At 70.3% G+C, this 26,283-nt stretch carries 21 protein-coding genes; 10 read left to right on the top strand and 11 right to left on the bottom strand.

The window, feature by feature from the left end; all coding sequences use genetic code 11:
* Window positions 1-34 precede the first annotated feature (34 nt).
* The 5 genes from ACQPZX_RS37860 (at window position 35) to tuf (ending at window position 7,295) form a co-directional block, all read left to right on the top strand.
* Window positions 35-2,050 (top strand): response regulator, encoded by a 2,016-nt coding sequence (locus ACQPZX_RS37860; RefSeq protein WP_433366508.1) that lies wholly within the window; start codon window positions 35-37, stop codon window positions 2,048-2,050.
* Complete coding sequence (locus ACQPZX_RS37855) at window positions 2,051-2,878, top strand: DNA-3-methyladenine glycosylase family protein (RefSeq protein ID WP_433366505.1); 828 nt, start codon at window positions 2,051-2,053, stop codon at window positions 2,876-2,878. It abuts the gene before it with no gap.
* Between the two features lie 145 nt (window positions 2,879-3,023).
* A complete protein-coding gene (locus ACQPZX_RS37850) occupies window positions 3,024-5,075 on the top strand; it encodes a serine/threonine protein kinase (protein WP_433366502.1) in 2,052 nt (683 codons plus the stop codon).
* 30 nt (window positions 5,076-5,105) lie between these two features.
* The gene (locus tag ACQPZX_RS37845; protein WP_433366499.1) at window positions 5,106-5,846 is read left to right on the top strand and encodes a L,D-transpeptidase family protein; all 741 of its coding nucleotides are present in this window, start codon (window positions 5,106-5,108) and stop codon (window positions 5,844-5,846) included.
* Window positions 5,847-6,104: 258 nt separating this feature from the next.
* Window positions 6,105-7,295 carry an elongation factor Tu gene (gene tuf / locus ACQPZX_RS37840; protein WP_433366496.1) on the top strand — a complete coding sequence of 397 codons (1,191 nt, stop codon included), beginning with the start codon at window positions 6,105-6,107 and terminating at the stop codon, window positions 7,293-7,295.
* A 44-nt stretch (window positions 7,296-7,339) separates the two neighbouring features.
* Here the strand turns inward: tuf and ACQPZX_RS37835 are convergent, their stop codons facing one another.
* The 4 genes from ACQPZX_RS37835 to ACQPZX_RS37820 all read right to left on the bottom strand — a co-directional run bounded on the left by ACQPZX_RS37835 (window position 7,340) and on the right by ACQPZX_RS37820 (window position 12,488).
* Window positions 7,340-9,538, bottom strand: coding sequence for a carbohydrate-binding protein (locus ACQPZX_RS37835; protein ID WP_433366493.1), 2,199 nt, complete (start codon window positions 9,536-9,538; stop codon window positions 7,340-7,342).
* 611 nt (window positions 9,539-10,149) lie between these two features.
* Entirely contained in the window at window positions 10,150-11,187 is a 1,038-nt protein-coding gene (locus tag ACQPZX_RS37830; protein ID WP_433366490.1) for a hypothetical protein, read from the bottom strand.
* Between the two features lie 4 nt (window positions 11,188-11,191).
* On the bottom strand, window positions 11,192-11,602 hold the full coding sequence (locus ACQPZX_RS37825) for a PLD nuclease N-terminal domain-containing protein (RefSeq protein WP_433366488.1): 411 nt from the start codon (window positions 11,600-11,602) through the stop codon (window positions 11,192-11,194).
* A gap of 97 nt (window positions 11,603-11,699) precedes the next feature.
* A complete protein-coding gene (locus tag ACQPZX_RS37820; RefSeq protein WP_433366485.1) occupies window positions 11,700-12,488 on the bottom strand; it encodes an SGNH/GDSL hydrolase family protein in 789 nt (262 codons plus the stop codon).
* Between the two features lie 237 nt (window positions 12,489-12,725).
* On the opposite strand from ACQPZX_RS37820, the gene ACQPZX_RS37815 reads away from it, so the two are divergent.
* Complete coding sequence (locus ACQPZX_RS37815; RefSeq protein ID WP_433366482.1) at window positions 12,726-13,106, top strand: hypothetical protein; 381 nt, start codon at window positions 12,726-12,728, stop codon at window positions 13,104-13,106.
* On the opposite strand, the gene ACQPZX_RS37810 is transcribed toward ACQPZX_RS37815, so the two are convergent.
* From ACQPZX_RS37810 to ACQPZX_RS37790, 5 genes are all read right to left on the bottom strand, one after another.
* The gene (locus ACQPZX_RS37810) at window positions 13,103-14,845 is read right to left on the bottom strand and encodes a HelD family protein (protein WP_433366480.1); all 1,743 of its coding nucleotides are present in this window, start codon (window positions 14,843-14,845) and stop codon (window positions 13,103-13,105) included. The two genes, ACQPZX_RS37815 and ACQPZX_RS37810, sit on opposite strands and share 4 nt — an antisense overlap.
* 15 nt (window positions 14,846-14,860) lie before the next feature.
* Window positions 14,861-15,124: a DUF6510 family protein gene (locus tag ACQPZX_RS37805; RefSeq protein WP_433366477.1), complete on the bottom strand. Its 264-nt coding sequence runs from the start codon at window positions 15,122-15,124 to the stop codon at window positions 14,861-14,863.
* Window positions 15,121-15,873, bottom strand: coding sequence for a ferredoxin reductase (locus ACQPZX_RS37800; RefSeq protein ID WP_433366475.1), 753 nt, complete (start codon window positions 15,871-15,873; stop codon window positions 15,121-15,123). The genes ACQPZX_RS37805 and ACQPZX_RS37800 overlap by 4 nt, the downstream gene beginning before the upstream one ends.
* Window positions 15,843-16,442: a sulfite oxidase-like oxidoreductase gene (locus ACQPZX_RS37795; protein WP_433366472.1), complete on the bottom strand. Its 600-nt coding sequence runs from the start codon at window positions 16,440-16,442 to the stop codon at window positions 15,843-15,845. Before ACQPZX_RS37795 ends, ACQPZX_RS37800 begins: the two co-directional genes overlap by 31 nt.
* A gap of 69 nt (window positions 16,443-16,511) precedes the next feature.
* Window positions 16,512-18,179: a S8 family peptidase gene (locus tag ACQPZX_RS37790; protein ID WP_433366469.1), complete on the bottom strand. Its 1,668-nt coding sequence runs from the start codon at window positions 18,177-18,179 to the stop codon at window positions 16,512-16,514.
* A gap of 96 nt (window positions 18,180-18,275) precedes the next feature.
* On the opposite strand from ACQPZX_RS37790, the gene ACQPZX_RS37785 reads away from it, so the two are divergent.
* Window positions 18,276-19,031: a hypothetical protein gene (locus ACQPZX_RS37785; RefSeq protein WP_433366466.1), complete on the top strand. Its 756-nt coding sequence runs from the start codon at window positions 18,276-18,278 to the stop codon at window positions 19,029-19,031.
* An 83-nt stretch (window positions 19,032-19,114) separates the two neighbouring features.
* Here ACQPZX_RS37785 and ACQPZX_RS37780 read toward each other — a convergent pair whose 3' ends face one another.
* Window positions 19,115-21,085, bottom strand: a complete 1,971-nt coding sequence (locus ACQPZX_RS37780; protein WP_433366463.1) for a S8 family serine peptidase — start codon at window positions 21,083-21,085, stop codon at window positions 19,115-19,117.
* 131 nt (window positions 21,086-21,216) lie between these two features.
* Here ACQPZX_RS37780 and ACQPZX_RS37775 point away from each other — a divergent pair, with 131 nt between their 5' ends.
* Together ACQPZX_RS37775 and ACQPZX_RS37770 are read left to right on the top strand one after the other, a co-directional pair.
* Entirely contained in the window at window positions 21,217-21,909 is a 693-nt protein-coding gene (locus ACQPZX_RS37775; RefSeq protein ID WP_433366460.1) for a hypothetical protein, read from the top strand.
* 248 nt (window positions 21,910-22,157) lie between these two features.
* Window positions 22,158-24,002: a hypothetical protein gene (locus tag ACQPZX_RS37770; RefSeq protein ID WP_433366457.1), complete on the top strand. Its 1,845-nt coding sequence runs from the start codon at window positions 22,158-22,160 to the stop codon at window positions 24,000-24,002.
* A 72-nt stretch (window positions 24,003-24,074) separates the two neighbouring features.
* Here the strand turns inward: ACQPZX_RS37770 and ACQPZX_RS37765 are convergent, their stop codons facing one another.
* Window positions 24,075-24,689 carry a hypothetical protein gene (locus ACQPZX_RS37765; protein ID WP_433366455.1) on the bottom strand — a complete coding sequence of 205 codons (615 nt, stop codon included), beginning with the start codon at window positions 24,687-24,689 and terminating at the stop codon, window positions 24,075-24,077.
* Window positions 24,690-25,335: 646 nt separating this feature from the next.
* Between ACQPZX_RS37765 and ACQPZX_RS37760 the strand changes: the two genes are divergently transcribed.
* Window positions 25,336-26,226 carry a hypothetical protein gene (locus ACQPZX_RS37760; protein ID WP_433366452.1) on the top strand — a complete coding sequence of 297 codons (891 nt, stop codon included), beginning with the start codon at window positions 25,336-25,338 and terminating at the stop codon, window positions 26,224-26,226.
* Window positions 26,227-26,283: the final 57 nt, after the last annotated feature.

Genomic DNA, 26,283 nt, shown 5'->3' with positions numbered 1-26,283 from the left:
CCCACCAGGCACGGATCATGTCGGCATGGGTGTCATGGCTTACCCCCTCCGGTACGCGCTCGCTGACCTCGCCCTGGCGCTCAGCCGGGTCTCCGACAACACCGCGGAGGTCCGCTCCACGGCGGCGCGCGCGGCCGCCGACATGATCGGCGACGGGGCCGGCGTGCAGTTGCTGCGCGACGACGGCCGCTACGACGCGATCACCTACCACCACATCGACGACGAGCGGTCGGCGTCGCTCGGGCGGGTGCTCGACCACGCCGGGCAGCTGCCCGACGACGACTTCTCCACCGCGCTCGCCGCCAGCCGCCGGCCCATCGTGCTCGCCGGCGACGGGGTCGAGCCGCTCGCGGGGGACGAGCACCACATCCACGCGGCGGTGCTCTGCCCGGTGATCGTCGACAACACGTACGCCGGGTATCTGGTGCTGACCCGGGAGACGCCCGGCGCCTTCTACTCCACCGCCGAGGTCGAGCTGGCCCGCGACATCTCCGGCGAGCTGGCGCTGGCGTGTTCGAGCGCCCGCGCGCTGGAGCGGCTGCGGGCGAGCGAGGAGCGCTACCGGCGGGTGCTCGAGACGATCCCCGAGGGAGTGCTGCAGCTCGATCCGGACGGCGTCGCCACGTACGCGAACGAGCCGATCGGCGTGGTGCTCGGCATGCCGCGGCACCAGCTCGTCGGGGTGTCGCTGCGCGGCTTCCTCGACGACCAGGGACAGAAGGAGCTGACCCGCCGGATCGCCGAGTGCGAGGCCGGGCGGTCGACGGTCGGCGCGACCCGGCTGATGCGCGCGGACGGCTCGAAGCGCAGCGTCCGGATGAGCATGATGCCGCTGATGGACGAGCAGGGCCAGTTCAACGGCGTGGTCTGCATGGTCACCGACACCACCGACCACATCGACGCCCGCGGCCTCAAGCGGCAGCTCGACCACCTGCGGCGGCTCGACAGCCTCGGCCAGCTGATCGGCGGCATCTCGCACGACTTCAACAACCTGCTCACGGTCGTGGGCGGCTCGGCCGACATGATCCTGTCCCAGGTCGACGAGGGCTCGCCGCAGCACCGGCTCGCGCAGGACATCCTGGAGGCGGTCAGCACCGGGCGCACGCTCACCCACCAGCTGCTCGCGTTCGGCCGTAGCGAGGGCAACCGGCCCGAGATCATCCCGATCCCCGACCTGCTCACCGACGTGCAGTCGCTGTTCAGCCGCACACTCGGCGAGCACATCGGGCTGGACCTGGCGTTCGGGCCCGACGTGTGGCCGGTGCGGGCCGAGCGCGGGCCGCTCGAGCAGGCGCTGGTCAACCTGGCGGCGAACGCCCGGGACGCGATGCTGCACGGCGGCATGCTGCGGGTCGCCGCGGTCAACGAGGTGCATCAGACCGGCGAGCCGCCCGAGGGGGCGCCGCAGGGACGGCTGGTCCACCTGGTCATCACCGACACCGGCACCGGCATGACCGAGGAGGTGCGGCAGCGGGCGCTGGAGCCGTTCTTCACCACGCGGCCCACCGCCGCGGGCCTCGGGCTGGCCACCACCGCCGGCATCGTGCAGGGGATCGGCGGCCACATCGAGCTGGAGTCGCAGCCGAGGCTCGGCACGACGGTCCACCTCTACCTGCCGGCCGCCGAGGAGAAGCAGCCCGCCGAGGCCCGCCAGGCCACCAACCAGGTGATCGGCAACGTGCTGATCGTCGAGGACCAGCCCGAGGTGGCGCAGCTGGTGCAGCGGCTGATCGAGCCGGCCGGGTACGTCATCACGGTCGCGACCGACGCGCTGATGGCGGTCACCCAGGTGGCCGCGGGCGCGCATCCCGACCTGCTGATCACCGACGTCGTGATGCCCACGATGACCGGTCCCGAGCTGGCGTCGGCGCTGCGCACCCACCATCCGGACCTGCCGGTGCTGTACATGTCGGGCTACACGGCGGCGTCACTCGGCCCGCAGCTGCACCTCGACGAGAACAGTATGCTCATCGAGAAGCCGTTCACGCGTTCGACGTTGCTGGGCGCGATCCGCACGCTCTGCGGTCCCCAGCCGACACCCGGGGAGTGAGTGATCAAGGCCGAGTGGGAGGTCGTCGGACCCTGGTCGCTGGCCACTTCCCGCGCCTTCTGGGAGGGCTTCGCCCCGGCCGCGCTGGACAATCAGGCCGGCGACACGCTGCGGACGGTCTTCCTCGCCGAGCGCGAGTGGACGACCGTGACCGCGACGGTTCGCCAGGAGGGCTCGACGGCGCACATCGCCGTGACCGGGACGGGTGACCTGGACGCCGCCGCGGCGCAGGTGGCCCGGTTCCTCTCCCTCGACGTCGACGCCCGAGGCTGGCCGGCCGTCGGCGACCGCGATCCGGTGATCGGCGCGGCCCAGCGCGAGCTGCCCGGCCTGCGGCCGTGCGGATTCCATTCACCGTACGAGGCCGCCGCGTGGGCCGTGCTGTCGCAGCGCGTACGGATATCGCAGGCCGCCCAGTTGCGTGCCGGCCTCCTCGGCGCCGACGGCGCGTTCCCGGCGCCCGACCGGCTCCGCGAGCTCGATCTCGACCTGCCCGGACGCAAGACGGAATACCTGCACGCGGTCGCCGACGCGGCTCTCGACGGGCTGCTCGACGGCGCTGACCTGCGCGAACAGCCCGCCGAAGCCGCCATCGAGCGGGTCCGGCAGATCAAGGGGATCGGGCCGTTCGCGGCCGAGCTGGTGGTCCTCCGCGGCGCCAACCATCCCGACGCTCTTCCGAGGCATGAGGGCCGGCTCGAGGAGGAGATCATTTTCCGGTACGGCCGGGACGCCGACGCCGACCGGATCGCGCAAGCCTGGCGGCCTTATCGCACGTGGGCGGCCGTCCACCTGCGTGTGCTGCGGGAGATGCGCCTGTCTTCCTGACCGCTCGAACGAGCGCTGCGGCCAAGGGTGACGCGAATCCGGCTACTCCTACCAAAGGTGCGAACTTGGACGCACAGGCTTGCCAGTCGATCCGGACAAACAGCAGGATTCCGGGGCATCGCTGACTGCCCGGAAGGAAGCTTGAGTGACCAAGGATCGCACGAGCAGCGTCGCACGCGCGGATTCCGACGGCGCGTCGACCATGGATCTCAGCGGGCGATGCGTGGGGAACTCGTACGTCCTCCAGCATCCGATCGGGCAGGGCGCCACCGGAACGGTGTGGCGCGGCCTGGATCGGGCCTCGGGAGCGCCGGTCGCCGTCAAGCTGCTGCACGAGAGCCTGCTGCGGCAGCCGAAGCTGGTGACCCGGTTCGTGCAGGAGCGGACCATCCTGCTGATGCTGCGGCACCGCAACGTGGTGCGGGTGCGTGATCTCTTCAGCGTCGGGGAGACGCTCGGGCTGGTGATGGATCTGGTCGACGGCGGCAGCCTGAGAGATCACCTGCGAGAGCATCACACCGTACGGGCGGGGGAGGCCGCCCGGCTCGCGGCTCAAGTGGCGGCGGCGCTCGCCGAGGCGCACGAGCTCGGGGTGATCCATCGGGACCTCAAGCCGGACAACATCCTGCTGCGCGTGGAGGACGGCAGGCTGGACACCCGGCTCACCGATTTCGGGATCGCACGGATCCTGAACACCCCGAGCATGACGACGCCGAACGCGGTCGTGGGGACGCCGCACTACATGGCGCCCGAGGCGTTCCACGGGGTCACCGCGAGTGCGGCGACCGACGTGTACGCGCTGGGTGTGCTCCTCTATGAGCTGGTCACCGGGCGTCCCCCGTACGACAGCGACTCGATCCCGGACCTGATGCGCCGGCACATGGAGGGCAACCCGTCGCGCCGGCCCGGAATCCCGGACGGGATCTGGGAGGTGATCACGTCCTGCATGTCGATCAAGCCGCGCTTGCGGCCGACGGCGGCGGAGCTGGTCGCCGAGCTGTCGGACGCGGCGGGGCGGTTCCGGGAGGTGCCGGCGCTGCCGCGGCCGGCGACGTCGGGGGCCAGCGAGATCGACCCGGACAAGGCGGACGTCGCCGACGTGGGTCTGGACGTGGCGTGGCGAAGCGAGGTGCCGGGTCAGCGGGGGATGCCGAGGCAGGGCGGCACGGACCAGCCGCGCGCGCGATGGGTGGACAACCCTCGTGGTGCCGGACGGCGGTCGGCCGGAGCTCAGGGCCGGGCCGGAGAGAGCGCGGGGAGTGGAGACGAGGCGCGGCCGGGCGACAGCACGGAGGGCCGGCCGAGCGTGGACAAGCCGAGCCGGGACGAGCGGTCCGGCCGGGACGAGCGGTCCAGCCGGGCTGAGCGGCCCGGCCGGGAGGGTGGGCCGGAGCTGGGTGGGGACGATCCGGATGCGGTGAGTCTGCTGCCCCTGCCGCGGAACGGGGAGCGGAAGGCGGCTCGGCGGAACGCGGTGCCCAGCTGGCGTTGGGCCAAGCCGCGGGCGACCATGGCGATCATCGCGCTGGCCATGATCGCGGCGGCGGTGGTGGCCACGGTGTGGCACTACCAGCGGGACCCCGGCCGGGAGCAGGTCGCGCCGGAAGGGACCCGGATCCTCGCGGTGCCCACCGCGTCGACTCGGCCGTACCGGGGTGCGATCGCCGCCGGCAAACCGACGAAGGGCGCCGTCACCCCGAGCGCGGTGCGGGGCGAGCCCGGTGAGAAGGCGCCCGCCGACGCCGTGCGGTTGGTTACTCCGTCACCCGTACGATCAAATGCTCCCGCACCCAGGGTGACCAAGTCTCGGTCACCGCAACCCGAAGCCAAGGCCTATGGGCCGTGGCAGTGCACGCGGTCGATCGCGTTCGACATGGCGACGCGGCTGGCGCTGGCGCCCAAGCCGTGCCAGATGCTCGGGCGCGACATCCAGTACCAGGGCTCGCTGACCGCGCCCGGCGGCGGGACCGGCAGCATCACTCTCACGCTCCAGGAGGCGAGCAGCGGGCGCACCGTGGCCGGGCCCAAGACCTGCGGAAACTTGACTTTCAGCGGGGAAGGGTCGACGCAGGGATGCGGGCCGGCCGGGGCGAGTCCGGCAAAGGGCAAGAAATACGCCGTGGTGATGTCTGTCCGGTATGTCCGGGAGGGCCGCATGATGGCGAGCACGGCGAAGGGGTCGGTCTTCGACTGGTGAAGCGGGCGATCGGGCTAGCGTGAACATGCCATGGGAACCCTGCCGGCCACACTGGCGATCGTGCTGACCCTGAGCGGGCCGCCGACGGACCCGGCGTACTTTCCCACCCGTCTCACCCACCTCGGTGACGCTCGGCAGGCCATTGTCGTCACCGGGCGCTCGATGGGCTCGAGCTACGCGACGTTGCGTGCCTACGGCCGTGGTGACGACGGGCGATGGCGGGCGATCTTCCCGGCGATGGCGGCCCGCAACGGGTACGGCGGGTGGCAGTGGGCCGCCAAGCGGGTGCAGGACACGGGCACCACGCCGATCGGGACATTTCGCCTGACCGAGGCCTACGGGCTCGCGGCGGACCCCGGCGCGCGCCTGCCCTACCGCCGGCTCGACCAGAACGACTACTGGGCCGGCGATCGGCGGGATCCGCGGACCTACAATGTGTTCCAGCCGGTGGCGAGTCCGCAGCGGACGTGGCGGATCAGCCAGGCCGAGCGGCTCGGCGCCTATCCACGGCAGTACGCCTACCTCGCGGTGATCGACTTCAACCGGCCGGCGGCGACGGCCTGGGATTCCGCCAGGCACCAGTACTTCGCCGCGGATCCGGCGGTGGCCGGGCGAGGGTCGGCGATCTTCCTGCACGTCGACGGCAAGGGCTCGACGGCCGGCTGCGTCTCCGTCGCCCGGGCCGGCATGATCACCCTGCTGCGCTGGCTCGACCCTTCGCTGAAGCCACGCATAGTGATGGCCCCGCTCGGCGACATCACCAGAGCGTGACCGGAAATTAAGTCGCGGCCACGAGCGTTGCCGCCTACCGTGATCCTCATGTTCGCCCACGGTCTGCAGCTGCCCCTCGCGGTGGCTCCCGTGTGCGTTCTTCCCGGCGCAGATACGCGACTCTGACCCTTCCCCACCGGCAGCAGAACCCCGGGGAAGGGTGGCTGCCGCATGAGCGAAGCGGGTTCTGACGCGCCCCGCCTGGCGACGGGGTGTGTGACACCGATTGCCTTACATCCAGTGAGGACTGAGAAAACCATGGCGAAGAGCCAGTTCATCCGCACCAAGCCACACGTCAACATCGGCACGATGGGGCACGTCGACCACGGCAAGACGACCCTTACCGCCGCGATCACCAAGGTTCTCGCCGACCGCGACCCGGCCGCCAACCGGTACGTCGCGTTCGAGGGGATCGACAAGGCCCCGGAGGAGGCGGCGCGCGGCATCACCATCACCATCGCGCACGTCGAGTACGAGACCCCGAACCGCCACTACGCCCACGTCGACATGCCCGGCCACGCCGACTACGTGAAGAACATGATCACGGGGGCGGCGCAGGTGGACGGCGCGATCCTCGTGGTGTCGGCGCAGGACGGGTCGATGCCGCAGACCCGCGAGCACGTGCTGCTCGCCCAGCGGGTCGGCGTGCCGTACCTGGTGGTGGCGCTCAACAAGAGCGACGCCGTCGACGACCCGGAGCTGCTCGACCTGGTCGAGCTCGAGGTACGCGAGTTGCTGAGCGAGTACGGCTTCCCCGGTGACGAGGTTCCGGTCGTACGCGTCAGCGCTCTCAAGGCCCTCGAGGGCGACCCGCAGTGGGTCAAGTCCGTCGTCGACCTGCTCGACGCTGTCGACGACTACGTGCCGGTGCCGCCGCGCGAGCTGGGCGAGGCCTTCCTCATGCCGATCGAGAACACCCTCTCGATCAGCGGGCGGGGGACGGTCGTGACCGGCAAGGTCGAGCGGGGCACGCTGCGGGTCGGCGACCCGGTCGAGGTGGTCGGCCTCGGCCCGACGGTCGGCAGCGTCGCGACCGGGCTGGAGATGTTCGGCAAGTCGCTGGAGCAGGCCGAGGCCGGCGACCAGGCCGCCATTCTCCTGCGCGGGGTGAAGCGCGAGCAGGTGCAGCGCGGCCAGGTGGTCGCGGTGCCCGGCAGCGTCACGCCGCACACCAGGTTCAAGGCCACGATGTACGCGTTGACGGCGGCCGAGGGCGGGCGGCACACCCCGTTCGCGGCGGACTACCGCCCCCAGTTCTACTTCCACACCACGGACGTGTCCGGCGGGATGGACCTGGGGGACCGTGACCTGGTCATGCCCGGCGACACGCTCGACGCGGTCGTCGTGACGCTGGGCAAGCCGATCGCGCTGGAGGCCGGCATGGGCTTCGCGGTCCGTGAGGGCAACCGCACGGTCGCGGCCGGCACGGTGACGGAGCTGTTGGACTGAGGAAAGGTGCGGCCCGGCTTTCATCAAGCCGGGCCGCACTAATTTCAGCTCAGGCGCAGGTAATCCAAGTTGAAGCCGCCGGTCTCGCAGTAGACCGTGACCACCTGATCGCCGGCCGCCAGCGTCACCGGGACGTGCACCGACTGATAGGCGCCCCAGCCGCCGGTGTCCGGCACCGACGCCTTCGCCAGGACCGTGTCCGAGCTGTCCCGCAGCGACACCGCGTCGGCGGCCACCGCGCCGGTCCCGTTGGCTACCCGCAACTCCAGGTCGTAGGTGCCGGCCGTCGCGACATCGAGCCGGTACCGCAGCCAGTTGCCGGCCGCGGTCCAGCCGACGTTCTTGCCGCCGCTGGCCGACGCGTTCGACTCGACGAAGTTGACGCCCTCGGTCCAGCCGTGCTGCGCCACATAGGCCTCGGCCTCGACCTTCTCGCCGATCGGCGCGCCGTGCGGGGCGACCGTCAGCGGGACCGTCGTGGCCGCCCGGGACTTACCGTCGGTGACGTAGAAGGTGAGACTCTGCGTGCCTGCGGTGGTCGGGTGGACGGTGACGACGCCGGTGCGGGCGTCGAGCGACACCCCGTCCGGCAGGTCGGTCGCGTAGAAGGCGAGCCGGTCCCGGTCGCGGTCGGACGCGGCCAGCCGGAAGGACGTGGTCACGTACTGGTCCGCCGTCACCGGCGCCGCCGGCGCGAAGACCGGCGTGTGGTTGCGGTGGCTGCCTCCGACATTCGCTTTCCACGTGTACGTGGCGTAAGCACCCGCCGGCACGGACACCACGAAGCTTTCGCCGGCCAGGATCACCCGCACCGTCGACGAAACCGCGTTCGCGTTCGCCACGATCGCCTTGTACGAGGATCCGTCGCGGTATACGACATTGCTTACGCCGTGGGATGCGCCGCTGGATTCGACGCGGCGGTCGCCGGGGGAGAGGTAGCGGGCGAACTGCCCGAGCGGGTACAGCTCGTCCCGTACGGAAAAAGTCTTGGTGTTGGTATTGACCTTGACGAGCCGATCGGGCCACTTGGTCGTCGCGGCGATCTCGTCCCAGTCGACGTTGTTGTCGCGCTTGTCGGTCCAGTGCAGGGTGCCGCCGTCCTGGTCGGTGGCCTGCGCCCAGAGCACATAGGAGCTGGCGTCGAGCCGGAAGTAGCTCAGCACCGTGCCCGGGTTGAGATCGCTGGTCTCGGTCATGTGCACCGGCTTGCCGAACTCCTCGTAGGCGTCCCGCATCACGGTCGGATCGCCCCAGTACGGGTGGAACGCGATCGCGTCGGCCGCCTTCCGCGTGGCCGGGTCGTTCATGATCCGGTAGTAGTTCTTGGTCTCGGTGCTGTTCGGGTCGCGCCAATCCCAGAAGTTGAAATCGTGCACGTAGAGGTCGGCCTTGATCCTCGCGCGCCCGAGCTCCCGCTTGATGGCGACCGCGAGCTTCTGCTGCTGCTCGACGCTGATGTCCATCGCCGGATAGACCACATCCATGCCGGGCTCGTTCAGCAGGGTCAACGCGTCGACCTTCACACCGGCTTTCGCGTACGCCTGCAGATACTTCACGTAGTAACGGGCGAACACGTCGATACAGTCGTCGCGCAGCTTGCCGACCTGGTAATGGTCGGTGGTGCTGCCCGGCTTGAGTGCCACCTCGCCGAGGAACTTGTTGTTCGTCTTCATCCAGGCCGGCGCGCTCCACGCCGACGCGAAGAAGGTCGCCTTCGGGTTGTACTTCAGGATCAGCCGCGCGGTGTCCACGATGTGCAGGTCGACGTCGCGCTGGATGGAGAAGTGCTGGAGCCCGAAGTCGCTGCTCACTCCGGCCGGCAGGTCGTCGTAGGACCAGAACGGCAGATGCTCGATCAGGTCCGGGCTGCCGATCGTCAGCCGGAACCGGTCGAGGCCCGCGCCCGTCCTCGGGTCTGCCAGCAGGCGGATCGCCTTCTCCCGCTCGGCCGGCGTCAGCTTCCAGAGGTTGGACACGCTCGTCTCGTCCAGCGAGAACCCGATCCCGCTGTAGGCCTGCTTCACCTGACTCGGGTCGATCACGACGGTCGCGTCGGTGGCCTGCCCGCGGTCCCGGCCGACCCGCGTGTCCGGCAGCTTCTCCCAGGCGTGCCCCGCTCCCGTCGAGTAGGTGCCGCTGACAATCTGGCCGTGGCCGCCATGGGCCAGCGCCGGTTGCGCCGCCGCCAGCATCAGCGAGGCCGCCGATGCGACGGCCAGCGCCGCGGTTGTGGATCGCCTCACGAGCCCTCCCGGAATAGATCGCTCACTATCCCGCGGAGTTTATTAACCTCTTTAACTAAGGCGCAACAGCCCCGAAACCTCATTTGCGCCCTACCCGCCGCCGTTTGATGACTTGCCGCCCAAACTCATCAGGCTCGCGCCGCCGCGCTGACGCCCCCGCCGCGATGATGACTTGCTGTGCGTTGGGGGCGCGAGTTCATCAAGGTCGTGTCAGTGCGCTGACGCTGCGTCGCGTTGATGACCTGCTGTGCGTTCCACGCCCAAACTCATCAAGGTCGCGATGACGCTGCGCCGGGTTGATGACTTGGCGCGCGCTCCGGACGGCAACTCACCGTTGATTACTTGCCGCGCGCCCGGTGGCTTGCTGCCGACCGTCTCACTGCCGGCCGCTCGCCCGGGGCTTCGCGCCGATCTTGATGAAGCGCTGTCCGGAGTGGGCCGCAGGTCATCAGGGTTGGGCGGCGGGCTCACCGAAGACTGGGCCGGCCGAGGCGGCGCTGGCAATCTGGCTCGATCTTGGAGGGTTGGTGTGCGGGCGGACTCGAACTCATCAGGGTTCGCTGCGCGGCGCGTGGCGTGGGGTGTTGCTGTGCGAGGGAACTCGCCAGGGCTCACGCCGACGGGAAAAGCTCGCGGTAGAAGGGCGTCGCTCGGAACGGTCCGCCGTGGTGGGGGCTGTGCCAGACCGGGCGACCGTCGAGCGCGACAACGTAGTCGGGGTGGATGCCGTCGTCGCTCGTGGTGCGGGCCAGGGCCAGCGTCAAATGGTCGCCGGCGGTGACCGCGGCCGGGGCGGGAAGCGGGACGTAGACCGGGGCCCACGCCCGGGTGTCGCCGGACAGGGCGTCGACCTCGCGGCCGCCGCGGGCGGAGACGGCTACGCGGGCCCACAGCAGGATGCCGGTCATGGTCGCGTCCAGGGCGATCCGCAGCGTGGCTTCGCTCTGCTCGTCGCTCGGAATCCAGGGCCGGTCGGGTGGTGGCGGAGACTCGAAAGCCTCGAAGGTCACCGACTCGAGCGGGACGCAGGAGGAGATCAGGGTGTCGCCGGCCGGGCCGGCCAGGCACAGGCGCGGGTCGAAGGGCGCGCCGGTGGTGTCGAAGATGGCGTGCAGATAGGGCCGGGACTCGGCGGCCAGGGACAGCGCCCCGGCCGCGGAGAGGTCCACCGCGGCGGCGAAGGTCTGGATGCGGAACGGAATCCACAGGCAGGTGGGGGTGCACAGGCGGGCACGGGCGTCGTCGAGAGTGGGGATCGCGCCCTCGGCGGTGGCGATGTTGCCGACTATCTCGGAGACGCAGACCTCGGCCCGGGTGGGCAGCGCCAGATCGGTGGAGAGGCCGGGCAGCACGGTCACCCGGTCGGTGAGGCCCGCCGACTCGACTGCCTCGGCGGCACGGGCGGCGAAATGCGGGTCGGCCTCGACGGCGTAGACGTGGCGCGCGCCGGCGTGGGCCGCCTCGACGGCCCACAGGGCGTCGCGGCCGGTGCCGATATCGACGACCACCTTGCCGGGAGCGGCCGCCCGGACGGCGTCGCGGTAGGCGCGATGACGGTCGTCGGCCGCGTCGAAGGCGTCGTAGACGTGGTCGTCGTACACCTGGTACTCGCCCATGGACGGGAAGAGGGCGAAGCGTGAGCCGGTCACCGGCTCATTGTTCACCGTTCTCGCGGCGGCGCAGGTCCTCCTCGCGGCGGCGGAGGTCGGCCTCCCACTTCTTCATCATCGACTCGTCGTCTTGCAGGGAGGTGGCGAGGTTCTTCAGGAACTCGGGGTCGTCGTCGGGCGCTAGCTGGGCGCCTCGCTGACGCGGGCGGTCCGACTCGGGGAAGCCGTTGCCGGGGCGCCACACCGTGCCGTTGCTCAGGCGGACCGGCGGGGCGGGGCGGCCGGCCACGAACCACGCGATCGCGCCGACCGGCGAGAACAGCAGGATGATGAACACCCAGGCCACCCGGGGCAGGGCCCTGATCGCGAACTCCTCGGCCGACAGGCAGTCGATCAGGGCGACGACCAGCAGCGCCAGGTCGAGGAGGACGAACAGCGAGTAGAGGCGAACCATGGGCGTAGATACTGCCAAACCTGGGAAGATCCTGTGGTCCCGGAAAAGGTGCAAATCGGTAGTGTGGCCCGGCCGGTGCGACCGGGCCACCGTGCGTCTAGACGGCCGATGAGAAAGCGGGCAGGTATCCGTACGTGTAACCGCTCTTGTTGGGGTGGAAAGAGTTCTGCGGCGGGGCGATGGTCAAACCGTTGAGGTACGCCGTGGACGCGCAAATTCCGTGGCCGGCGAACTCGTCGCGTACGTCGGAGAAGGTGAACCCGGCCGCGGCCGCGCGTTGGGCGATCAGATCGTCCAGCACCTGCGCCCCCTGGTTGAGGACGCGGCGCTTGGCCAGGCTCATGCCGGCGAGGCCGCAGTACGAACTCGACGTGTCGAAGAGCAGGGGATAGCCGAGCACGACGACCTTCGCCTGCGGCGCCTTCGACTTGATCGCCGCGTAGGTCGCGTCGAGCTTGCCGGGCAGCGTGGATCGGATGTCGGCCTCGGCGTCGGCGACCTTTTGGGCGCAGGACGCGTCGCTGGAGACCTGGCAGCTCAGCACGGTCGGCGCGAAGCCGGCGTCGTTGCCGCCGATGGTGATGCTGATCAGGTCGGCGCCGCCGGGGATGAGCGGCACCTGCAGGCTGCGGACGTCGCCGGTGACGGCGCCGCCGCAGGTGAGGTTGGTGAACGACTTGGGCGCGTTGCGGCTGGCCCACTGGGCGGGGTAGCCGTTGGGGCTCTGCAGGCACAGCCCGGTCTGTCCGGGGGCGCCGACGCCCGAGGAGTACGAGTCGCCGAGCGCGACGTAGTCGGTGGAGGAAGCCGCCGAGGCGGGAGCCGCGACGGCGAGGGTGAGTGAGACGGTGACGAGACAGCCGAGGACGAGGGAACGGTTGCTCATCGGATGGCCTCCGGTCCGTGGGGGAGAGGAAGCCGAAGCGCTCCGGTTACCGCACGGTAAGTCAAGGGGCCGGGAAAAGATACGTCGTGATTTTCCCGTTACAACGGAGTAACATACGTCGATGTGACCTGCATCTATGTCATGCAGTGATCGATCGTGTACCGCTCGTGGTGACCTTTCATGAGTGCCACAGGCGGCCCTCAGCGTGTGCACAGTTGATCGCATTACCGTCTTCACATGGAAGAAGAACGGGCACGTCGGGTCGTCGAAACGCTTCGGGCACGCAACGTCTTCGCCCATGTCAAGCTGCCGCAGGCCGGCATCACCCAGTACGGCATCCGCGTGGTGCTGCCGGACGGGCGCGAGGCCATCTGGGACAACGACGGCACGGCGGGACTCGAGGCGCAGATCATGCGGAACGGGATCCTGGTCGGCTACGTCGCCTCGATCCCCGACTCGGAAAACTTCGGCGACGGCCAGATCGTCGAGGCCATCGCGACGGCCGACTACGACCGGCCCGTGGGCCGATCGCGCCCGGCCCGCCCGGCGACCGCGGCGACCGTTCCGCCTCGGCCCCCGGCGAGCCTGGCCCAGCGCCTGCGTGGCGGCTTTCGCTAGACCTCGGGGTTGATCAGCTGCTCGAGCCGGTTCATCGCCACCGGCCACAGCTCCGGCGTCAGGTTGGTCAGCAGCGTCTCGGCCATCGCCTGCACCACCTGGTTGATGGTCTCGTCCATCGCCGGGTCGAGCTCGATCACCGGCGGAGGCGCCGGCGCCGGCACGGGCGTGGGCTCCGGCTCTTCGGCGACCGTGGGCGGGGGCTGCTCGATCGGCAGATCCTCCGGCGCCCCGATCAGGTGCAGATGACCGGTCGAGCGGGTCAAAGCGATGTACAGGAGCCGATGCCCGCGCGGATCGTCGTCGAGGATGTGCCCCGGCTCGACCACCACGGCCGCGTCGAATTCGAGGCCCTTCGCCTCCTGCGGCGCCAGCAGTGCCACGCCGGCGATCCCCGGCGCGTCCTCGGCGGCCGAGTGCCAGTCGAGGCCCTCCGCGTCCAGGCCGGCCTCGATCTCGGCACGGCAGCGGGCGGGGCACACCACGGCCACCGATCGTCCCTGCTCGGCGTGCCCGGCCGCCGCGGCGGCGACCAGTGAGGCCCGGTCCGCGGGGTCGGCCGGCACGATCACCGGGTCGGCCGCGCCCACGCGTACGGTATTGGGCGCCGGAACGCTCGGCGCGGCCATCGGCAGGAGCTCCGCGGCCAGATCGAAGATCTGCCGCGGGATGCGGTAACCGAAACGCAGCTCGCGGTGCTCGTGCGGCTGCGCCGACGGCAGCTGCGTCACCAGGTCGTGCCAGTCGTCGCGCGCCCACAGCCCGGTCGACTGGGCCACGTCGCCGACCACGGTCATCGACCCGGTCGCCGACCGCCGGGCGACCGCCCGCAGCTGCATCGGCGACAGGTCCTGCGCCTCGTCGACCACCACGTGGCCGAAGCCCTTGGGATCGCCGTCGATCAGGTGCGCGGCCTCGTCCAGCAACGGCAGGTCGGCCGCGCTCCACCCCTCGTCCGCGGCGCGGTGGAGCGACACGATCTCGCGGTCGGTGAACTCGCCTCCGGCCGCCGACGCCAGCAGCTCGCGCGAGCCGAACAGCTCCCGCAGGAAGCCCTCGGGGTCGAGCGACGGCCACAGTCGCTCGGCGAGCCTGTTTGCCGCCTCCAGCACCAGCCGCGGGTCACTCGTGCCGGCGACCAGCGTGGCGCGCAGCAGGATGCGCCGGTCGGTCGGGGAGGCCTCGCTGGCCCGGGCGGTGTCGATCACCCGCTGGAGCGCGGCGGGGTCGAGTTCGACGGTCTTGCCGTCGATGTCGATCGAGCTGGGCAGCTCGCCGGTCGGGCTGCCGGGCCGCTCCTCGAACGCGCGGGCCAGCAGCCCGGACATCCGCGCCTCGCCCTTGAGCCGGGTGACCTGCGGCGACTCCTCCCGGGCGCGATCGGGCGCGGGCAGCAGGGCGGCCACCGAGCGATGCGCGATCCGGTCGTAGCCCCAGCCGGTCAGCACGTCGTCGGTGAACCGGGCGAACGCCGCCGACGGGCCCACCACCAGCGTCTCCGCGTCGTCGACCAGGCCCTCGTCGATCAGCCAGGCGACCCGGCGCAGCGCCGTCATCGTCTTTCCGGTGCCCGGGCCGCCCTGGACGATCACCAGGCGGTCGAGCGGGGCACGGACGATCTCGTCCTGCAGAGCGCGGATCGTCGCGACCAGCTCGGGCCCGTCCGCGAGGTGATCGCGGCCGAGCTCGGCGAGCAGGTCGTCATCGGCGGGAAGGCCCGCGTCGGCTTGGCGGAACACGGGCGGCCGGCCGGTTCAGGAGCCCGCGAGGGGCAATTCGAGGCGGACGGCGCCGCGCACGTCGAGGAAGACGCGATCGGTCGCCCGCACCAGGCGGAGCACCACGTCGTCGCAGTGCGGGCACCGGGCCACCCGGCCCATCTCCTGCCCCCACAGCATCAGCGCGCCGATCGCCTCGGCGTGACCGCAGCCCGCACAGGTGTACCGGGCCGCGGTCACGTCGAACGCGAAGATCTCGCGCAGATCGCCCGCCATAGCGTTGCCGTCGAGTTCTTTCACGAAGTCCCTCCGAAGCGTTCCGTCCGGATGCGCTTGGGGTCGTGGCCGAGCGCGACGAGGATGTCGGCGGCGGTCTCGACGAAAGTGGTCGGTCCACACACGTAGCAGTCCGGCTCGAAGTCGGCCGGCCACCCGTGCGTGTTGATCGTTGCCACGTTCACGCGCTTCGGGGCGTTCGGCGAACCCTCCGGCGCCTTGCGCGTGTAGTTCACATAAAGATCAAATCCGGGGTCATCCCGTACGTGCCGGGGCAGCTCGTCGCGATAGAGGACGTCCTCCGGCGTGCGGACCGAGTAGATCAGCCGGAACGGTTGCATGCCCCTCGCCAGGCCCCGGGCACGGACCATCGCCATCAGCGGAACCACCCCGGAACCGCCGCCGAGCAGCAGCACGGGACGCTGTTGCGTCTCCCGCCAGACGAACCAGCCGCCGACCGGGCCGCGCAACTCGATCTGTTCGCCCACCTCGAGCACGTCGGTAAGGTACGGCGATACTTCGCCGTCGTCGAGACGTTGAATGGTCAATTCGACCTTTCCGCCATCTTTCCAGGCGGACGCGATCGAGTAGCTGCGCTGCGCGGAGTACCCGTCCGGGGCGGTGAGGCGCACGTCGATGTGCTGGCCGGGCAGGTGTCCCGGCCAGTCCGGCACGTCGAGCACCAGGGTGCGCGCCGACGGCGTCTCCTGGCGCGCCTCGGTGAGGGTCGCCGCCCGCCAGGTCAGTCGCCCTGGTAACGCTGCTCGAGCCATGGGTCTCCGTACATGTGGTAACCGGCCGCCTCCCAGAAGCCCGGCTCGTCCTCCTGCATCATCTGCAGGCCGTTGACCCATTTCGCGGACTTCCAGAAGTACAGGTGGGGGATGAGCATCCGGGCCGGGCCTCCGTGCTCCGGGTCAAGATCCTCACCGTCGAACTTATAGGCGATCCAAGCCTTGCCGTCCAGCAGGTCTTCCAGCGGCACGTTCGTGGTGTAGCCGCCGAAGCTGTGCACCATCGTGTAGTCCGCAGCAGTCTCGACGTCCTCGAGCAGCGTGTCTATAGAGACGCCGCGCCAGGCGGTGCCGAGCTTCGACCATTTCGTGACACAGTGGATGTCCACGGTCACGTCGTCGTGTGGCAGAGCGGTGAACTCCTGCCAGGTCCAGCTCTTGCGCTCACCCGTCTCGGTGGTGATCGTGAAGCTCCACCGGTCGAGCGGGATGCGGGGCGTGGGCCCCGCGGAGAGCACCGGGAAGTCGTGGGTCAGGTACTGACCGGGTGGCAGGCCGGGGACCGACTCGCGTCGGCGGCCGCCGAAGCCTCTCGAAATGATGCCCATGAAGCATGAGTAAACCGCACGATCATTTCCAATCTCTACTGGTTGCGGGGCATTTCCGGGTGCGCGCGCTCACAACTCGATCGGATCCGAGATCGTCTCGGCGTACCGGCCGGAGGCGGGGACGACGACGCGGTACACGGTGTCGGTCGCGAGCCCGTCGAGCCGGGTGATGAGGGTGGCCGGGTAGGCGTGCACGGTCGTCCAGCGGCCGCGGTCGTAACGCTGCAGCTGGACGGTCTGCCCGTCGAGGCCGTCGACGACGATGAACAGCTTGGCGGGGCCGGCGCGGACGATGCGGAGATCGACCGGCGGGGCCGGGGCCGGGGCGCTCTCGGTGGCCGTCGGGGTGGAGGTGGGCGTCTCGGTCGGCGAGGGCTGTTCGTCCGACGGCGTGGGCGCCGCTTCCGATGGGGTGGGCGTGGGGTCGGCGCTGGGCGTGGGGTCGGTCGAGGGCGTGGGCTCGGTCGAGGGCGTGGGGGTGGGCGTGGGCTCGGGTGCGGCCTCGGTCGTCGGCGTGAGGTCAGTGGTGGGCGTGAGCTCGGCCGAGGGCGTGGGTTCCGCGGACGGGCTCTCCTCCGGCGTGCGCGGGGCGACCGCGGCGAGGGCGGCGGTGGCGTCGACACGGCCGTATCCGTAGTCGTCGTCGCGGCCGGGCGCGCCCAGGTCGACGGCCGTGGACTCGATCGCCCGCTCCACCTCGTCGGGCCCCAGGCGGGGGTCGGCGGCGCGGATCAGGGCGGCCAGGCCGGCGACGTGCGGCGTCGCCATGGAGGTGCCGTTCATCATGCGGTAGCCCGTGGACGGGAACGTGCTCACGATGCCACTCCCGGGCGCGGCCACGTCGACGTAGTCGCCGGCGTTCGAGTACGACGCGACCCGGTCGGCCCGGTCGGTGGCGGCCACCGCGATCACGCCCGGCTCGGCCGCCGGGTAGGAGACCGGGCTGCCGGATCCGCGCGAGTTCCCGGCGGCGGCGACGACCACGATGCCGCGGCTGCGGGCATATTCGATCGCGCTCGTCACCGAGGACGCCCGCATGGTCGCGCTCACCGACAGGTTGATGACGTCCGCGCCGTGCTCGGCCGCGTACACGATGCCGTTGGCGACGTCGGACAGGTAACCGCTGCCGTTGGCGCCGAGCACGCGTACCGGCAGGATCCGGGCGTCCGGCGCCACACCGGCGATGCCGACGCCGTTGCCGGCGGCCGCGGCGATGACCCCGGCCACGTGGGTGCCGTGGCCGTTCGGGTCGATGGCGATGCCCTCCACGCCACCGACGAAGTCGGCGCCGGGCAGCACCTGGCCGGCCAGGTCGGGGTGGTCGGAGGCGACGCCGGTGTCGACCACGGCGACGGTCACCCGGTCGCCGGTCGAGGCGGCCCAGGCGCCCGGCGTCCGCGTGGTCTCCAGGTCCCACTGCTGGTCGCGGAGCGGGTCGGAGCCTTCCGGCGCCTCGGCCACGGTCGCGATGCCGTCCAGCTCCACACCGACCGCGTTGCGGGCGCGCCGGCCCTGGTCGATCAGCTTCGTGGCGGACTCGCGGTCGGTGGCCGTGCGCGCGGTGACGACGGGCCGGCCCCGGGCGTCCAGGGTGGTGCTCACGACCCGTACGGGATGGGAAACCGAAACCAGCGACGGCAGCGTGACCTCGGGCGCGTCGTGGTGCCCGAGCACCGGCCCCGACGCGCTCGCCACCGCGCCCATCAGCGCCGCGCCCAGCAGCAGTTTCTTCCTCATGTGACCGCCTCCCCGATTCGTGGTCGGTCTGAGGATTCGGCCGGTGGCGGCGGGCACCGAGTGCGGAAGGGGTGCTTTGCCGTTTTGGAGCGGTTTGTGGGGTTGGATGAGATCATCGAGGCGACCACGGACCGCTACGGAGAGCTGGGCATGGGCCAGGACGACGGGATCTATGTCTCGGCAACGCAGCGCCGCCGGCGGCGGCGAAAGACCGGCGTGGCGGTCGCGGCCGTGGGGCTGATGCTGGGGGCCATCGCGTACGGCGGAACGACCTGGTACCTGGGTCGTCAGGCGACTGTCGCCCTCGAGCCGGCGCCGTCGGTCGCCCCGCCCACGCGCGCCACGCCCGTCCCCGCGCCGGCCGAGCCGCAGATCATGCCGGGCTCCGGGCCGCCGCCGGGGACGATCTCGGCCGCGCGCCGCTCCTGGCTCCCGTCGCCGGTGCCGTCGCCGAGCGGGCTCACCGACGACGAGCTGGCCGCCTCGCAGGTGAGCCGGCTCCTCGAGCCGCACCCGAGCGGGGTGGCGGCGGCCGACGCGGGCGCGATCGTGCGCAACGAGGTCGGGCCGGACGGCGCCCAGCTGCGCGTGGTGTCGGCTCGCTTCGACCTCACCCCGCGGTGGAAGCTGCTCGGGGTGGCCGACGCGGGGCAGCCGGTGGGGAACGCGCGGTGCACGCAGAGCTTCCGGCCCGACGGGTCGGCCACTCCGGAGAGCCGGCCAGGGCTGCTGGTGTGCTGGCGGACGTCGCCGTTCAAGAGCATCGTCGTGGTCGCCACGCGGGCGGCGGGGCGGCCGGAGCCGGCGGTCGGTGGGGCCGTGATCGCGCGGGAGTGGGCGAGCATGGGCTGAGGCCCGGGACGCATGCGGTCCCGGGCCTCAGATGGTGGTGCGTCAGGCGATCCGCACGAGCGCGTTTGAGACGCCGGTGCGGGTCAGGCGATCTTCACCGTCGCGCTGGTCACGCCGGTGAGCGTCGCGGTGGAGGCGACGACCACCCGGTACTGGGCGGCGGACGTCAGGCGGGTCACGGTCAGGCCGGAGGCCGGCACGGTCACGGTCTTGGCGACCACCCAGCGGCCCTTGTCGAGGCGCTGCACCTGCGCGGTCTGGCCGGTCGCGCCGGTCAGCACGGCCTTGAGGGTGCCCTTGGCCGGGGAGGCCACGGCGATCTGCGTCCGCACCGTGAAGGTGCTGATCGCCGAGCTCGCCTCGAGTGTGGTGTCGGAAGCCGGGACCAGCAGCTTGACCTGCAGGCTGGCGGTCGCCTTGCGGGCGAAGGTCACGACGCCGGCGGCGTTGGTGGTCGCGTTGGTGTAGGCGAAGGCGCCCTTCGGCGCGGCGGTGCCGATCTTGACGGTCTTGCCGGCGTAGGGCTTGCCCGCGGCGGTGACCGTGTAGCTCACGCCGATGGTGCTGCCGTAGACCGGCGAGGGGGAAGAGGCGACGACCCTGATGGCCGGGACCACCTTGGGCGCGGTCTTGGTCGGCGTGGGCGTGACGGTCTTGCTCGGGGTCGGCGTGGCCGTCTTGCTGGGGGTCGGCGTGACGGTCGCGCTCGGGGCCGGGGCCGCCTTCGACGGGGTCGGGCTCGGGGACGCCGGTGCCGTGGTGGGGGCCGTCGTCGTGGTGGGGGCCGTGGTCGTGGGTGCCGTCGTGGTGGGGGCGGTCGTCGTCGGGGCCGTGGTGGGGGCGGTCGTGGCGGGGGCGACGGCGGTCACGGCGGCGAGGGCGTCGATCCGGCCGTAGCCGAAGTCGGTGTCCTTGCCGGTCGTGCCGAGGTCGACGGCCGAGCTCTCCAGCGCCGACTCGATCGCGTCCGGGGTGAGCGCCGGGTTGTAGGCCTTCATCAGCGCGGCGACCGCGGCCACGTGCGGCGTCGCCATCGACGTGCCGTTGTAGCTCGAGTAGCTGCCCTTCGCGACCGGGACCGTGCTCCAGATGTTGCTGCCGGGCGCCGCCACGTCGACGTAGCTGCCCTGGTTGGAGTAGCTGGCGATGCGGTCGGCCGAGTCGGTGGCGGCCACGGCGATCACGCCCGCGTCGGCGGCCGGGTAGCTGACCGGGCTGCCCGACTGGCGCCCGTTGCCGGCCGCGGCGATGACCGTGACGCCCTTGCTGCGGGCGTAGGTGACCGCATTGCTCATCGTGGTCGACTGGCCCGAGCCGCCGAGCGACATGTTGATGATCTTCGCGCCGTGGTCGGCGGCGTAGATGATGCCGCTGGCGATGTCGGAGGTCCAGCCCGATCCGTCGGCGCCCAGCACCCGTACGGGAAGAATCTTGGCACTTGGCGCGACAGCCGAGACCCCGGTGCCATTGCCGGTCAGCGCGGCGATCGTGCCCGCGACGTGAGTGCCGTGGCCGTTCGGGTCGGTGCTGACGCCCTCGGTGCCGGCGACGAAGTCCTTGCCCGGCAGAACCTGGCCGGCCAGGTCCGGGTGGCTCGCGTCCACGCCGCTGTCGATCACCGCGACCGTGACGCCGGCGCCGGTCGACCGCTGCCAGGCATGCGCCACGTGAAGCTTGCCGAAGTCCCATTGCTGCGCGCGATAGGGGTCGGTGCCGGTCGGCACGTCGAGGGCGGTGACGACCGAGTCGACCTCGACGCCGACCGCGCCCTTCGCCTTCTGGGCGGCCTTGACCAGCTGGGTCGCGGTGGTCTTGTCGGTCGCGGTGCGCACGGTGACGACCGGTTTGCCCTTGGAGACAGAGGTGCTGACCACGCGTACGGGCCGGGCCGCCGAAACGGTGGCCGGAAGGATCTGCTGCGGGCTCTGGTCGAGTCCGCGGGTGACCGGCTGCCAGTCGGCGGCTGCCTGGGTCGGCAGCCCGAGGGCGGCGCCGCCGGCGATCGCGCCGACGGTCAGGGCGCCCGCGGCGTACCGGCGCAGGTGTTTCCTCATCGCTGTCCTCACTCACGTTGGGGGTCGAGGACAAATGTCGGTTCCGCTGAGCGCTACTTGGTGATCCCCGGGGTGCGGCTCGGTTGCTGCGTTTTAGCCCGCTATGACCGGTTCATTGCGAGCATGAGGTCATGGCTGTTCGAGATTTGTTGACGGGCCGGTGGCGTCGCGGCGTCCTGATGGCCGGGGTTGTCGGCACGGCGGTGGTGCTGGGCGGCGGGAGTTACCTGCTCACCGACCACCTGACCCGCGGAGACAACGTGACCACCGGGGCCGGCCCGGTGGAGGTTTCCGTCGCGCCGTCCGTGGCCTCCGCCTCGCCCGCGGCGTCGTCCCCGGCCGCGCAGTCGGCCTCGCCCTCGGCTGTGCCGACCGCTGCCGCCCAGGCGGTGCCGACGACGTCAGAGGCCGACGAGGCAAAGACGAAGAAGGAGATCCAGGCGGCCCGCGACGCCGCGGAGCGGGACGGGGTTCCGCTGCGCCGGGCACGCACGCCGAAGAGCGCCCCGGTCGCGGACGCGGTCACCCGCACCGAGGACATCGCGGGCGGCACGATCCGCATCACCACCGCCCGGGGCGACCTTTCCGGACAGAGCGATCAGCTCATCGCGGCCGACGACGGCGAGCCGGTCGGGACGGCCCGCTGCACGCGGAACCTGCGATTCAACAACGTCGACAAGGTCAAGCAGATCCCCACGGTGCTGCTGTGCTGGCGCACGTCGGCCGAGCGCAGCGTGGTGACTCTGGCGGCCGCGGACAGCGGCAAGCCGTCATCCGCGGCGAGCGTCAAGGTCATCGAGCGGGAGTGGGCCAAGCTCGGCTGATCGGCATCCTACTGAGGCTGTCTGACATATGAGGATGTTTGTGACTCTACGTCAACGAACCCCTACCAATCGTTACGCTTCGGGCGAGACGGCCCGCCGCCTGCGATGTGCGGGCCCACCCATCCCACAGACGCGGTTCGTCAGAACCCGCAGGAGGACCTCGCATGCGTAAGCCTCGTAACAGAACCGGCCTCCGGGCCGGTATTGCCGTGGCGGCGACGGCCGCCGCGGTCGTGGCCGGGACGACAGTGCCCGCCTATGCCGCCGCAATCGCTCTGACCGTGAACGCGAAGCAGATCCCCATCCAGGGCGGCCTTCCGATCACCGTCTCCGGAACGAACATGTTTACCGTCGCCAAGGCTGTCTCGGGTGCAGGACCGTACTACTACACCGGTCGATTGGTCGGTGGGGCCAGTCCCACCTGTACCGGTGCCAATGCGGGGGCCGCCCCTGCGGCCGACGGAATCACGATCATCGACACGGGCAACCTGACCCGCATCGACGACAACACGGCCAGCGTCGTCACACCGGCGGTACCCACGACCGGAGGCCCCTGGCTGCTGTGTGCTTACAACTCCACTGATGTCGGTACCGCGGCGGCCACGAACGCCGCGGTCGTATTCGGAAAGATGAGCGCGATCACCGGCTCCAGCGTGGGTGGCGAGACTCTGCAGCTCACCGCGCCGGCCGACACGTTCAGCGGCACCTCGTACGCCGCCGAGTTCAACGTCGCGGCGGCCGGATGCCCGGCCACCTACGCCACCGCCTCGGGAACGAACGTCGTCGCGTCCACCGCGACGAAGGCGTCCGGGTCGACGAGCGTGATCAACGTCCCGGTGCCGAGGGCCGGCGCCATCGCGGCCAGCACCGCGTACAGCATCTGCATCTACAACGGAACAGCCTCCAACAGCACGCTCGTGGCCAAGGGCGACACGCTTTACAGCGCCTATGTCACCACCAGCACGGCCAACGTCACGGCGTTGCCGGCCGCCACCCTCAACCCGGCGAGCGGTACCACGGGTGGAACCAACGCGATCACGCTCAGCGTCCCGACCGGCACCCTCGACCTGGTGACGAACCCCAGCCCGGCGGTGATCTTCACGCGCGGAGTCTGTGCGAGCACCTACCCGACGGTTTCCACGCTTCAGGAGCCGTACGCGGCGACCACCACGCCGATCTCGAGCGCCAAGGTCGCCGTCACCGTGCCGACCCGGGTTCTCGCGAACGGCACCGACGCCACCACGCCGTGGAACGCCTGCCTTTACAAGAGCGCCTCGAGCGGCGCGCTGGCCGCGCTTCCGGCCACCTACACCGTTGCGCCCGTCCTGACTGTGACGGGTGCGACCCTCGGGACCACCTCCGGTCCCTCTCAGGGTGGAACGAAGATCCTGTTCACTACGTTGGGGGCGGGCAGCCTCGCCGGTATCCCGACGGGCACGGATGTCGGTGACATGATGTCGGCCACCCTCGGTGGAACGGCCTTGACCAGCATCCGCGTCGTCAGCCCCACGTCCTTCACCGCCGTCACGCCCGCGCATGCGCCTGGGGTGGTCGACCTGGTGGTCACGACGGCTGCGGGATCGGATACGAAGACCTCGGCCTTCACCTACACCAACGGCATCACCGTCGTGCCCAACACTGCGACGGCCGGCAGCACGCCGGTGCTGGATGTCACGGGTGCCGGCTTCAAGACGATCCCGGCCGCGAACTGGGGCAGCAACATCCCGGCCTCGGGAGGCACGACCCTGGCCACCACGGCCAAGGCGCGCGTGGTTCTCACCGACAACGGTTGGAACCAGCAGGACTTCACCGGGGCCGGCCTCGCGCCGTTCGGCGCGTCCTTGGCGCCGAAGGCGCAGTGCATGAACGTGCTCGTCATCAGCGACAGCGAGCTGATCTGCACCATGGATCTCGCGCACCTGCTTGTCACCGACGCCACCGCTCTGAACGCGCCGACGCCGGGAAACGCGGTTCCGGAGGGTGTGTACAACGTGACCCTCATCAACCCGAATGTTTCGAACAAGCTGGTCAGCACCGCGGGTAACTACTCCGTGGTCTCCAGCGGATCGACCTTCACGGTGTCCGCGTTCTGATTTTGTCCGCTAACAGCGAATCGGCGGCCCGGAGTGAAATCCGGGCCGCCGATTCGTTTGGTCGAGATTCTCTCAGTCCATGTTCTGCCATTTCGCGTTGATTGCTTCGATGGCCTTCGTGCGCGAAGGGTGCCCCTTGAAGTCCACCACCATGGCGGCGACGCTCTTGGTCGGGCTCGTCTTCCAGCACATCACCAAGTTGTCCTTCTTGGCGGGTGCGGGATTGGTGGCGAACTTGAACGTCTGCGAGCACTCGGCGCCTTGGTAGGCGGTGACCCCGCCCGCCACATACGCGAGTTCCTGCTGTCCGGTCAGATCTCCCCGAGCCCAAATGACGCGAACGCTGCCGTCGGTTCCGGCGGCTGTGCTCCGCTGGACGTCAGCGACCGGTTTGACGGCCTTGGGGATGATCGGGTGCTGCACCTTGACGCCGTATTTAGCGCCCGCCTCCCGGGCCTCTTTGATCTTCTTGGCCACATCGGGCGGCAATGACGACGTGGTGCCTGCGGCCGGCTTGCGCGCTTGCGTCGTCGAAGCGGCGGCTGAAGGAGACGTCGCCTGCGCCAGTGGGGCGATGGCGGCCGTGTTCGTCGTTCTCGCCGTCTCGCCGCCGTTCCCGGACGTGCTCAGGTAGACGGTGCCACCCAGGGCCGCGGCCAGGCCGGCCACGCCGGCCACCGCCTTCACGCGGCGGCGACCCGGGCGACGGAGTTTCCGATCATCACGACTGGTCATTTCCGCTGTTCCTCTGCGATCTCGACTAGCGACCCCGCGGGGGTCCTCGATCTCATCGTCCCAGCGCATAAGACATAGCGGGTCAAAACGGCCGACGGGCGGCTGTGCGTTGCCTGAAAGCAGTGCCGGTTGCGGGCTTCTTCCTGGCTGCTCTCCGGCATCGTCGTTCTGAAGGGATCGTGCTTTCCGGGTCAGTTGTTAATGGTGGGGCGCAAATGATTCGGAATTTCATCGATCCACCCAGGAATATCTATCTTGACTTCTCGCGGAACACCGGGTGCTAGGTTGATTTCGCAGGCTCATTGGAGGCGGCCGCCAAGCTGGCTCGCTATCGGTAGTTCCGAGAGGATCTTGCTCCATGTCAAATGTCCGAGGTGGGTGGCGTGCCGCCACCAGTGTTGGCGCAAGTATGCTGGCAGCATCCGCGCTGACAATGCTCGTGCCCTCCGCGGCCCACGCGGGAACCCTTGCCAACGCCACCGTAAAAGTCACCTCGCCGGCCAATGCGAAGGTGGCTGCGGGTCTGGCCAAGCAAGTGGTCAACCTGACCGTTTCGGGAACGGGCGCACCCGCACTCACCGAAAGCAATGTCACCGGTGTGACGCTGGGCTCTTGCACGAACATTCAGAGCTATGTCGTCACCAGCGCCACCACCGTGACTGTCAAGACCCCGGCGCTCGGCTGCACCGCGTCGAGCGGCAGCGGCGACAACGTCTCGATCATCGTGGGCAGCGATGACATCACCACCGCCAACGCGATCACCTTCGTCACCCCGCCCGCCATCGACGTCGTCGGCAACAAGCCGGTGACCGCCGACAACAGCCTCGTTCTCGCGAGCGGGCAAAAGGTGCAGAAGTTCACCACGAACGGCGGTCAGTACGTCCGGGTCGTCGCCGACGCCGCCTATGCCTTCGACCCGCGTTCCGCCGCGGGCCTGGCCGTCACGTTCGGCGGCAAGGCGGGCACGGACATCAAGGTCTACGCCGACGCCGACGACACCACGGCGCTCGCCAACTCCGTTGCCGGCACGGCGGGCAACTCGTTCACCTTCAAGACGGCTTCCGGCCTGACGGCGGCGGCCGATCCTACGCTGACCATCACCCAGAACGGTGTCAGCTCCTCGTTCCAGACCGCCGCCACCGGCGCCTCGATCGTGAACGCGCCGACCATCACCTCGATGAGCGTCACGTCCGGCAAGGCCAAGGCGAGCACCACGACGGTGATCACCGGAACCCACTTCGACACCACCGCCGCCAACTACGGCTCGACCACGAACGTGACGTTCTGCGGCGTGGCCGCCACCTCGTACGGCAACCCCGCGGTGAACGCGGCGGGAACGCAGATCACGGTCGTCACGCCGGACGTCACCAACGTGACCCCCGGCCTCGGAGTGGGCTACTACGCCGGCTCGTGTGGCGTGGTCGTCGACGACGGTACGAACAAGAGCCCGGTGACGCCGGCGAGCGTGTTCACCTTCCTCAAGGAATAAGCAATCCGCGATCACTTCGATGGTTGAGTGCCCGGCCCGTATGGGTCGGGCACTCTC

The sequence above is a fragment of the Actinoplanes sp. CA-142083 genome, assembly GCF_050942195.1.
GTDB lineage: Bacteria > Actinomycetota > Actinomycetes > Mycobacteriales > Micromonosporaceae > Actinoplanes.
This window is presented reverse-complemented; position numbering and strand designations above follow the sequence as displayed.

What these genes read in the sequence shown, in the direction of transcription:
- ACQPZX_RS37860 (WP_433366508.1), top strand. Translation starts at nt 35, where the DNA reads ATGGCTTACCCCCTCCGGTACGCGCTCGCTGACCTCGCCCTGGCGCTC.
- ACQPZX_RS37845 (WP_433366499.1), top strand. Translation starts at nt 5,106, where the DNA reads ATGGGAACCCTGCCGGCCACACTGGCGATCGTGCTGACCCTGAGCGGG.
- tuf (WP_433366496.1), top strand. Translation starts at nt 6,105, where the DNA reads ATGGCGAAGAGCCAGTTCATCCGCACCAAGCCACACGTCAACATCGGC.
- ACQPZX_RS37825 (WP_433366488.1), bottom strand. Translation starts at nt 11,602, where the DNA reads ATGGTTCGCCTCTACTCGCTGTTCGTCCTCCTCGACCTGGCGCTGCTG.
- ACQPZX_RS37820 (WP_433366485.1), bottom strand. Translation starts at nt 12,488, where the DNA reads ATGAGCAACCGTTCCCTCGTCCTCGGCTGTCTCGTCACCGTCTCACTC.
- ACQPZX_RS37815 (WP_433366482.1), top strand. Translation starts at nt 12,726, where the DNA reads ATGGAAGAAGAACGGGCACGTCGGGTCGTCGAAACGCTTCGGGCACGC.
- ACQPZX_RS37800 (WP_433366475.1), bottom strand. Translation starts at nt 15,873, where the DNA reads ATGGCTCGAGCAGCGTTACCAGGGCGACTGACCTGGCGGGCGGCGACC.
- ACQPZX_RS37795 (WP_433366472.1), bottom strand. Translation starts at nt 16,442, where the DNA reads ATGGGCATCATTTCGAGAGGCTTCGGCGGCCGCCGACGCGAGTCGGTC.
- ACQPZX_RS37790 (WP_433366469.1), bottom strand. Translation starts at nt 18,179, where the DNA reads ATGAGGAAGAAACTGCTGCTGGGCGCGGCGCTGATGGGCGCGGTGGCG.
- ACQPZX_RS37780 (WP_433366463.1), bottom strand. Translation starts at nt 21,085, where the DNA reads ATGAGGAAACACCTGCGCCGGTACGCCGCGGGCGCCCTGACCGTCGGC.
- ACQPZX_RS37775 (WP_433366460.1), top strand. Translation starts at nt 21,217, where the DNA reads ATGGCTGTTCGAGATTTGTTGACGGGCCGGTGGCGTCGCGGCGTCCTG.